Origin of the sequence: Flavobacterium sp. N502536, from assembly GCF_025947345.1 — a bacterium.
Taxonomy (GTDB): Bacteria; Bacteroidota; Bacteroidia; order Flavobacteriales; family Flavobacteriaceae; genus Flavobacterium.
The window spans coordinates 4,959,663-4,970,000 of record NZ_CP110011.1; the positions used below are offsets into that span (position 1 = coordinate 4,959,663).

Sequence of the window (10,338 nt, forward strand, 5' to 3'; positions counted from 1 at the left end):
CAGGCTTGTTTATTCTTATAGGCAGTGAAAGTTTTACTTTGTAATTCCAAACATCATTACCAATTTGTCATTCAAATAAAAATTCAGTGTCTGATCTGCTACATCAAAACGCAGCTCTTTACTGTTTAAATAAGATATTATCTTTTGCTCTGTTTTATTCCCTTCTTCACCAATACATGCCATTGCAGTAGTTCTTACATTATTAAAAACAACACGGTCTCCTTTACTTTCGTAAGTTCCTCCAAAATTGTTACAACCTGTATTTCCACTCACTTGTTTTTTTGCTGTATCAAATTTAATAGAAGCACGGCCATAATCCATCCCCACATTTTCAAGCATAATTAATTTCCAGTTGTTCTTACCAATAAAACTCCAAAGTTCATTTTGAGTTGGAATGGCAAACTCCATAACAGTCTTGTTCTTTAAGTTTTTAAACTGTACTTTATTGTTTTTCTTTACAATTTTAAACTTTTTATCTTTTATTGCTTCGCTAAATTCATGCTCTAATTTCATGCTCTTGTCGTCACAAGCCATTAAAGTTCCAAAAGGAGCATCGGTTTTGATCTGATTTTTTGCAGCAAGCTTTGTATATTTTACATTAAAGTTATTGCAGCCGTTTTTACCGCTGATTGTACCTGTTTCCTGGTTTATGGTGATAAATGCTTTACCATTATTTATCTTTTTTCCATTCAACTGAGTCAGGATCATTTTTGTATTGTAAATCCCTTTCTGCTCTTTTACAGCCGTTTTCGAAATAATACTTTTCAGTTTGTATTCGTATAAAGAAGCATCAGCAGGAACAACACCCTGTCTTTTTGTTCTGGTCACCATAAGCTCATATCGGTTTCCTTGTTCAAAATTGAAACCGTCAATATGATTATAAAAAAACTGCCAGTCTTTATCATTGTCATACTTTACCTGTAAACATTCCATTGGAGCAACACCCTGACATGGTACTTTATTCTCTCTTACAAACATTCTTAAATTCTCCTGACCATATGTAATTGATGATAATAACACGATCATAAAAACATACATACCTTTAAATCTTCTCATTCTTTTTAAATTTTGTAATACTTCATTAAGTATTCTGATTATACTATATTTCCTTGGTTAGCATTAACTGTGCCATTTGAACAAAGCAGTTTGTTTTTAACTTTTTTTTATACCTCCGGCAAAGCCTTATTTTACGGGAGTTTTTATCTTTTACATCCTTCTTTTTAGGGCTACGCAACTACTAACTATACTGCAAACCGACTAGTTACCCCATACTCCGGCCTTCTTTTTTCTGCTACAATTGCAATGCAATTTCGGCTGTTGTAAGTTTCATGACACTGCCATTACTTTCATATTTGATTTAAAAATGATCGATCCGGAATATTTTTAGATGCTTTTTTGGATCGAAAAATTTCGAAAGAGCGAATTCTGTATTAAAAGTACAAAATTTTTAATGCTAATAAACTGACAATCAATTTCTTTTTTTATAAGAAGTATAAAAAGAAACTCGAACAGTTGCGGTTTTACCCTATAATTTAATAAAAACACCAAAATATCTATAATTCAGCAATTTACCAATATAAAAATAGGATTTTTTTGAATAAAACTTAATTAATTTTCTAATTTTGCGCCTCAATTTTATTTGACTATCAAACGATTAAAGAATGACACAATTTAGTAAAACAGTATTTATTGGTGACTTATTATTGTCGTCAATTTATACTTATGCTGATGAAAATACACGCGATTACACTTTGACTATAGCGACCGGAGATCAAAAAGTAATAAACTTTACACTGGATGCTGCCGAAAGTTCCTCTTTCAATATTTATGATGAAAATCGAAATTTAATTTACTCCAGAGAGTCTGAAACAAACAAATTAGAAATATCAACAACAATAAGTTTAGAAGGCAGTTCGTCCGATTTTTACTTTTTAGAGATAATAGAAAATGGTAAGGTGATGACGCACAAAATCGAAGTTACAGCAAAAAAAATAACAGCCAAAGCTGTAAGTGAGAGCCTTTCTTTACAAGATTAACCTTTTTGCCCCCACAATCAAAGGACGACTCTATTTTGAGTTGAATAAGAGCAGCTCCATGAGCTGTTTTTTTTATGATAAACACGCTATGTATTACTACTGGTTTTGGCTATTTTAGCCGCTAGGGGTTCGATTTCTTAAATCTCGGCTTTATAATAAAAATAAGCTCTCAGCTCTTTTCCGTTTGAATCAAAGCCAGATGACTGATACGCTTTTATGTAAATTACAGTATTGCTTTTCCATTTAATCTCCTCTATTGTATAATCACTTTCTGAAAGACAGCTTTTATACTCTGTTAAGAACTTCGTTGGATCGGTTTTATCATTCACTTTCAAAATTACTATAGCCTGATTTTTTGACTCATACTCTGGATTTTGAAAATAGATCATAAACTTATGATCCGGTGAAAGCTCCGGAATTGAAACGCTTGCATCGCCCAAAGAAATGATTTTAAACAGTACATCGTTGGAAGTATCTAACAATTGCATTTCCGAAAATCCCAGATAATCGGCAGTACTGGACTCTTGTAGGGCCGCTAAATTTAAAACGGCACAATGTCCAAGATACTCATAACCACTCCAGCTTAATTCTCCTTTATAATCTTTATACTTTTTAAATTCAAACTTTTGTTTTGCTCCCTGGATATAAAAAAAATCATTTTGTCTCTCTATTTCTGTAATTTCAAAACTTTTTTTCGCTGCAATCTTATTATAATCAGCTTCTTCAATACTGTCCAGTTGAAGATGAGAAAGGCCTTCTAATTTTTCATAGTATCCCACTTCGATAATTTTGCTATATTTCGGAGCTTTTGATTCTTCCGCCGTATCTAAATTCTTCTTCTGCTGTGAATTTTTGATGATGTTTGATCTTAATAAGACTGATTTACTTTTTCCAGGTTCTTTACAGGAAACAAGCAACACTACTACAAAAATGAAATATCTTACATTCATAAATTATTAGGTAAAAAACACGGATTACTATTTTAAAAACTTTGAGGAACATTGTAAACTATCCATACCAACACTCCAATTAGCGGATAGCTAAAGACTATTATTTTTTTCAAAAAAACCATTTTATCTGATTGCCGAAACAAGCTTATTAAGCAGATCAGCCAAAGGATTGGCATTAAAAAAGGAAACGGAAATAAAACCAATGAAAAAGGTATCCAGAATTTATTGCTTCCATAATTATCATCGTACCAGCGAACGATAAAAAAAGGGGTTAGTTCTTTTTCTTTTAAGGTTTTCTCAAAGTCCTGTTTGCTGTGAAAGACTTCTATCTTATCCTTTTTTTCATCAATAATATAAAAAGCAGCATCCCCTTTTGCAACCGTATAGTTTTTGTAGAAATAAAATTCTTTAAACCACACCTCCTTCTCTTTAAGAGTTAATTCTACGAGCCGCTCACTTCCTCCATCATAATAAAGTTTATTGCCATAAGGAGTAGCATCCTCCCAGGCAGAAAGCCCTCCCGCATAACACATATTAGAAAATGCGACAAACAATACCATATACTTCAATACAACAGCAGGCTTAATTAATCGCATTTTTCCAGATGGTTATAATTTTTTCAGAATAGTAATAATTCCCCGTTTGTATTAATGAATTTAATGTTGTCGGACTAATTGGAATTTCCGGAAATTGTGATTTTGCATCCGCAATAAATAAATTCTTTTTCTTCGTATCTCCAAGCAAATAAGCTGTAAGTATAAGTCCTATATGTGTATCAATGTTTTTTTTATCAATTTTAAAAGACACTTCAAACTTTGCCTGTGCATTCTGGTAATGTCCCTGATCCAGCAAAAGGTAGCCATAGTTACTAATTTGTACACTATCCCCTTTATTTTTATACAAATATTCTTTATAAGCTGCTTCGGCCTTTTTGTACTCCTTAATTTCCTGATATATTTGTGCAAGGTTAACCAATAAAATACTTTCTTTCGGATCGAGTTTTAATGCTGATGTCAAATCATTAATTGCGGCCAAAAAATCTCCCTTCTCCTGAAAAAGCCTTCCTCTTTGGGCACGATATCCATAAACATCAGGATACATCACAATCAATCTGTCGTAAATATCAAGAGCATTTTGCCAGTCCTTTAGCTGCTGGTAAGCTTGTCCGCTATAAAATTCCAAATCGCTTTCAAAATTCCCTAAGTAATCTGCATATCGGGTTAAATTATCTGTTCGATATTGATAAAGCTTATAAACTTCTATAGCTCTTTGCGGATTAGGAATTTCGATCAGGCATCGTATGTAGTTGTGGTAAATCCTCGTGATGTTTTCTCTTTCATATTGAATTGCTTTTTCAAAGTTCTGAACCGCATTTGCATAATCTTTTAAAAAATAATAATTGTTCGCTATTACTTCGTACAATTCCGCATTGCCGCTATCCATTGTAAGTGCAAACTTCGCTTCGTCTGAAGACTGTTTGTATTGCATCAAGTTGCCTAAACACAATGCTTTTAACCTGTGATAGTCAGGGTTTTGAGTGTTTATCACAATTGCTTCATTGATTACAGAAATTGAAGCTTCGTATTGTTTTTTGTTAAAAAGCTCCAGTGCTTTAGTATATATTTTTTCAGGTAATTCACTTGTTGAAACTGCGGCAACAGCACCTGAAAAATTAGGTTTAAGAGATCCAAACTTTGAACTCTCGCTTGTACTCAATGGTTTTATCGATCTTATATTGCCACTTATCTTTTCAATTTCTATCTCAAACAAACTTTGATTATCAAAATACCCTTCTTGCTCATTTTGCTTTAATAATGCATCACTTTTAGTATAATTGATATTGTTTTTTACCTGTAGATAGCATAATTGCGGATTATTGCCTAATTCTACTGTAATTTTATCCGGTTCTCTGCGAATGCTTCGAATGTAATTGATTTCTTTCTGAACTTTTTCTTGCCCTAAACCTTTTAGGGTAAAGAGTATAAATAACGAAAAACATAAAACTCTCCTCTTTATAAATTGTTTTTTCGGCAAATTATTAGTGTTCAAAATCAAAAGTTTATTTTATTAATTCTCATAAAAATATTCATATACATTGATCAGTTTATTGTCCATACTATAGATATTAACTTTTTTAATACAGCCTCTGGAATCAGTAAACGAGATGGTTTTCGAAAGGATCTTGTCTTTACTTTTGGATATAAAAATGATCTTGTCTTGTTCTTCGTTTCTTATATTTTCACTAACCAATGTATGGTCTGTGTTGTTGTAGATTTTCATTGTGGAATAAAAATCTTCTTTTTGATTTTTATACTCATATTTTATCGTCTGATTTCCCGAGGTTTCCTCAATAGTTCGTCCAAAGTCATCATACTTTAAAGAAGCAGTTAAAACGACATCTCCGCTCTCGTTTAGAGTTTCAATATTGATACACTGAAATTTGTCGTTAAAACGATACACTTTTGAAACCATTGTATTTTTCTGATCCACAGAAATGACATTAAAATGATTCTTTGCGTACTTAAAAACACTTTTGCTTTTCAATCCTTTTTGATCCTTCCGCACAATACTATCAATTAAATCATTTGCATTTCTATAATAGACATCTTCCGAAAATAAGGCTTCATTCATAAAAGTAGAATACTTTTTCAATAGTCCTTTTTGATCATACAAGCTCTCTTCCTGCATAATACTCTTTTTGTTATTCGTATTCCCTTCAAAGATGTTTGCCCTTACTTTCCCATTGGAGCAGGTTAAAGAGGCTGCTTTTCTGGGGTAATAGGAAATATTAGCGTATTTTATCAAACGATCTGCATAGTTTACGTCAATTTTAAATTTTGCTTTCAATATTTCCTGTGATTCTTTCTGACGTACTGCTATTTCAGCTTTTCTTAATGCACCGTAATACACTTTATCATCAAATGGAACTCCGAAATAAGATTCGTATGCCTTGATATATTTATCAGGATTGGTCACCACAACGGGCTTATCAACACCGTTAGACAGTATCATCCCGGATTTAGAACCATTGTCATTATTACTAAAATAATAGTAACCATAATTCTTGAATTCAATTACACAATTCTGAGTGACATGAACCACATGCACCTCCTGAATAGTATCAAAAGCTTCAGCAAATCTTTTATGCAAATTCAAGTGCTTTTCTAAACCATCTTGGTTATGATCAAAAAAAACTAAGCTCACCTCCTCTTTATGGTCAATTGCATAAAGTTCAGTCTCCGGTTCCGGATTATACGTCAATACCTTTTTTGAACAGGCCGACAATACCAGCAAACACAATGCAATACCGATTACATTACTCTTAATTTTTTTTTTCAACCTTTCCATTTTTATAAACGATATAATCTTGTGCGTCTGCCTTTTGCAAAATCAATTTTCCATTATGTGTAAATTCAGATTTTACAATCATTTCATTCTATTTCCTGTTTTCCACACAAATGTGAAAAATAAAAGCATATCAATTTAAACGGATATAAATTCGGCTGCAAAAATCAGTTATGCGCACTGATCCTTTTTAAATCCGCACTAATATCTTTGGTTTTTGACAGGAAGTGTCAGTAATATGACAGTACCATTTTCGCCAGAACTAATTTCTATACTTGTTTTTATTTTATTCTCTCTGGCCAGAATATCCAAACGCTCTTTGGCTATAGTACCCGATAAAGACTGATGATCAGCTTCTGCGTTTGATGTATTTTGATACCCTTTTCCATTGTCCGTAATTTTTACCAGTAACTGATCTTTTTCCAACTCAATTTCTAACACTATACTTCCTTTATCAGAATGATTCCCAATACCATGTATAATTGCATTTTCAACAAAAGGCTGAATAAGCATCGGTGGAATTAATACGGCAGAAGTATCCATCTCAGGCAGCAGTATTTCATAGGTAAACGTATACTCGAAACGCATTTGCTGCAAACTCAGATAATTTTCCAAGGCTTCAATCTCCTGGTCAAGAGAAACATAATTTTTACGGCTCAATTCTAAACTGCTTCGGAGTAATCTGCTAAATTGACTTAAGTATTTGATTGATTTCTCTTTTTCATCAAATCTGATAAAACTTTGCAGCGCAGACAAAGTATTGAAAATAAAATGAGGTTCCATTTGTGTTCGGAGCAATTGCTGCTGCAACAAAATTTTCTCCTTTTCCTGCTTTTGTCTTTTTTGTCTCTGGAAAAAATAAAGCAGAAACACCCATGAAATCGCTAATAGCGCCAATAATCCAACAATAAACAACAGCAGTTTATTACGTTCCAAGCGATCTGTTTTATCATCAATAGTTCGGTTAAGTCCGTAAATCGATCTGTCTTTGGCCTGCAGCTGATAAATAGTAGCCATTTCTTCTGTAGCCTGAATACCTGAATTTTTTAGAATATTGTCTTTCAGTTCCAATACCTGATTGGCCAGATTTTGTGCTTTAGTGCTATCTCCCTTAGCAAAGTAATAATGCATTTTGGCCTGCTTATTAAGACATAATTCATAAAAAGATAGAATATGAAAATGCTGCTCCTCAATTTTATCTGCCTGTTTAATTAAGTCTTCGGCATTTGCAAATTGTTTGGTTAGAACATTTAAATCAATAAGATTGGCTAAAGTAGTATACAGATTTTTTACGGCAACAGGTTTCTCCGGGTCTGCCAGCAAAATTTCCGCGTCATATTGTTTTACAAAGTCATAATAATGAATCGCGTCCTTGTACCGATCACTCAATGTATAGTAATGTGCCGTATGCTCATTTGCAAATCTGATTTGCATCGGATCATTTGTTTCCATTGAGATATGTTTCAGCTTTTGGAGGTAAAAAAGAAGCGAATCTGCCTTATAAACTTTACTCTCTTCACAAGCTGTAAATAACTGCGAATAGGCCCTGAAATTGTACTTATAATTAGCATCAGGCAGTTTTTTCAGAATTCGCAAAGCAAGCTGATTTTGCTCTACAGACTTTGGATACTGGCTAATTTTATTGTTATCCTGAGCAGCATTAAGCAAACAGATCACTTTTGCCAAAGGTTTGCTTTGCAGCGAATCATCATTCATTATGATGGCTGCTGACTTATTGAAATAATATACGGACTGATAAAATTTCCCATCAAGTTCTGCCAGTAAACCAGCTCCGTTATAAATAGTAAATTTAAGATCATTAAACTCTTTTTCCTTTTCAATCAAAGTCAAAGCTATATTGATGTGTTTTTTAGCACTATCGATATCAGTCTTTGCTAAGCCCTTAGCAAGATTGTAATGTATAAAAGCCAAACTTGAGGTCGACTTTGAAAAATCTTTTTGTTTGAGTTTACCAGTCCAAAAAGCAAATTTATCTATTGATGGATTTTGATCCAAACTATCACTGGTCTGCTGTAATTTTTCTACTAATTTTTCCGAATTGAGGAGTGAATGTTCCGATTTCTGCTGACAGGAAATTAGTAGCAACAACAAAAAAAGTACTATTTTGTTCATTATCTCAAAGGATTTAGGTGATCCATAACAAAATCTTTTCTGCGGGTCGCCACGGGAACTTCGGCCAAATTTTTCATAATGATTACACCCGTTTTCATGTATTTATCAATAAAATTTTTATTCACAATATAAGATTGGTGTGTCTTAATGAAAAAATGATCCGGCAGAATGTCTTCGAAGTATTTTAAAGGTTTAGAAGCGGTTATCTTTTTCTTATCACCCAAATGAAATTGCGTGTAAGATCCTTCGCCTGACAGGTATATAATTTCATCCAGCCGCACGATCTGCATGCAGTCCACAGAAGTGATACAAATACTCGAACTCATTTCAATAGTTTTAACGGAGCTGTATTCTTTTACAACATTAATCTGACTCAAATAATCAGTGCGTTTAACTTTCCTAACTTTCTGTATTGCTGTTGAAAATTCACCCTCATCTATTGGTTTTAGCAAATAATCCAATGCTCCATACTTAATGGCTTTTATCGCAAAATGATTGTAAGCTGTAATAAAAATGATAGAAAAAGAGGGCTCTTCCAACTGATTCAATATATCGAAAGCGGTACCGTCTGACAGCTGAATATCCATCAACACCAAGTCTGGTTTCACATCTTTTATGATTTGCAATGCTTCTTCTACCGAACCCGCCATTGCTTCAAGCTTTAGAGACTCTTCTTGTAAAACTAACCATTGCAATTCTTTTCTTATCGCAGGTTCATCTTCAATAATTACTGTTTTTATTTTGTCCATATATGAAACAACAATTTTAATAAATTTAGATTGTACTACTTACGATTTCCTCTTAAACGAAATTTTTTCAACCAACAAATCAAACAGAAAAAGAAACAATGCTCCTACAGTTAAAATTGGAATAACAGCCAATCTGAAACCAACTTCCCAAACATTCGTGTAAGTACTCCATGATGCTTCTCTTTCTATAAAAATTTCAGTATCTATTATCCACCATGAAGATAAGAGAATCAAAGCTGTAATTAGTATCCTAAAAATCTTTTTTGACGAAAACTTAAACAAGAAAACATGACTAATCGCAATTAAAAATACAGGTAGTATCGAAGAAAACAGTAAGTCTAAAAAAATATCACACTCCAAACAGGAAGAAGACGGTTGAGTTTTATAGTCCCACAAAGCCCAGTATCCCTGCGCTATAGTAGCCATAATTATAAGGAATAATATACCTGTTAATAGTACCACATTGCTAAAGAATCGGTTGTTCATTGAAATAAATTTTATAATGCGAATATATACTATTTTACTTCTATGCAAGTCCGTAGCCCTCATTTTAGCGGTTCCAACAGTAAGAAATCATGTATACCACCGTTAGTTGTTAAATAGCGATCAAAAGTAGCCTAAATACAACTATAAGTTTTCGCTTTTTTTTGATTCTCGAAATACATCCAAATACCTTTGTAAGATCTAAAAATAAAAAAACAATACCATGTTAAATACTAAAATGATAGGCAATAAAATTGCTGTAGCGCGAAAAAAAACAAACTTGTCTCAGGCACAGCTTGCCGAGCAATTATTTATCAGTTCACAAGCCGTTGGAAAGTGGGAACGCGGAGAATCTATGCCCGACATCACCACTTTTAATCGTTTGGCGGAAATTCTGGGCGTTGATCTTAACTATTTCTCTGAAAATTTTCAATCTGAAACTACTAAAACGGCAGCCGTTGAACCATTGACAAAACAACCTGATGAATTACCCGCAACAAAGCCAAAGAAAAAACTTAGCTGGGATATGTCATATGGAAACTGGACAGACGCTGACTTTTCGGGGTTAAAAAATCTAAACGAAAAATTTAGTTCCTCCAATATGCAGCGCTGCTTGTTTATCGGATCGGACATATCAGATCT

At 33.3% G+C, this 10,338-nt stretch carries 10 protein-coding genes (1 of these 10 cut by a window edge); 2 read left to right on the plus strand and 8 right to left on the minus strand.

Features of this window, described 5'->3' with window-relative positions:
* Positions 1-33: 33 nt before the first annotated feature.
* Positions 34-1,056, minus strand: a complete 1,023-nt coding sequence (locus OLM61_RS20635; RefSeq protein ID WP_264524470.1) for an META domain-containing protein — start codon at positions 1,054-1,056, stop codon at positions 34-36.
* 605 nt (positions 1,057-1,661) lie between these two features.
* Here OLM61_RS20635 and OLM61_RS20640 point away from each other — a divergent pair.
* The gene (locus tag OLM61_RS20640) at positions 1,662-2,036 is read left to right on the plus strand and encodes a secretion protein (protein ID WP_264524471.1); all 375 of its coding nucleotides are present in this window, start codon (positions 1,662-1,664) and stop codon (positions 2,034-2,036) included.
* A 137-nt stretch (positions 2,037-2,173) separates the two neighbouring features.
* On the opposite strand, the gene OLM61_RS20645 is transcribed toward OLM61_RS20640, so the two are convergent.
* The 7 genes from OLM61_RS20645 to OLM61_RS20675 form a co-directional block, all read right to left on the minus strand.
* Positions 2,174-2,986: a hypothetical protein gene (locus OLM61_RS20645; protein WP_264524472.1), complete on the minus strand. Its 813-nt coding sequence runs from the start codon at positions 2,984-2,986 to the stop codon at positions 2,174-2,176.
* A gap of 32 nt (positions 2,987-3,018) precedes the next feature.
* Positions 3,019-3,582: a hypothetical protein gene (locus tag OLM61_RS20650; protein WP_264524473.1), complete on the minus strand. Its 564-nt coding sequence runs from the start codon at positions 3,580-3,582 to the stop codon at positions 3,019-3,021.
* Entirely contained in the window at positions 3,569-5,035 is a 1,467-nt protein-coding gene (locus OLM61_RS20655; RefSeq protein WP_264524474.1) for a tetratricopeptide repeat protein, read from the minus strand. The genes OLM61_RS20650 and OLM61_RS20655 overlap by 14 nt, the downstream gene beginning before the upstream one ends.
* Positions 5,036-5,053: 18 nt before the next feature.
* Positions 5,054-6,325: a hypothetical protein gene (locus tag OLM61_RS20660; RefSeq protein ID WP_264524475.1), complete on the minus strand. Its 1,272-nt coding sequence runs from the start codon at positions 6,323-6,325 to the stop codon at positions 5,054-5,056.
* A 207-nt stretch (positions 6,326-6,532) separates the two neighbouring features.
* Positions 6,533-8,464: a sensor histidine kinase gene (locus tag OLM61_RS20665; protein ID WP_264524476.1), complete on the minus strand. Its 1,932-nt coding sequence runs from the start codon at positions 8,462-8,464 to the stop codon at positions 6,533-6,535.
* Positions 8,464-9,213, minus strand: a complete 750-nt coding sequence (locus OLM61_RS20670; protein WP_264524477.1) for a LytR/AlgR family response regulator transcription factor — start codon at positions 9,211-9,213, stop codon at positions 8,464-8,466. The genes OLM61_RS20665 and OLM61_RS20670 overlap by 1 nt, the downstream gene beginning before the upstream one ends.
* A gap of 39 nt (positions 9,214-9,252) precedes the next feature.
* Entirely contained in the window at positions 9,253-9,699 is a 447-nt protein-coding gene (locus tag OLM61_RS20675) for a hypothetical protein (protein ID WP_264524478.1), read from the minus strand.
* 220 nt (positions 9,700-9,919) lie between these two features.
* On the opposite strand from OLM61_RS20675, the gene OLM61_RS20680 reads away from it, so the two are divergent.
* Positions 9,920-10,338, plus strand: partial view of a pentapeptide repeat-containing protein gene (locus tag OLM61_RS20680; protein WP_264524479.1) — the beginning only. Its footprint extends 661 nt past the window's final position; the window shows 419 of its 1,080 coding nt (coding positions 1-419); the start codon lies at positions 9,920-9,922; its stop codon lies off the right edge, out of view.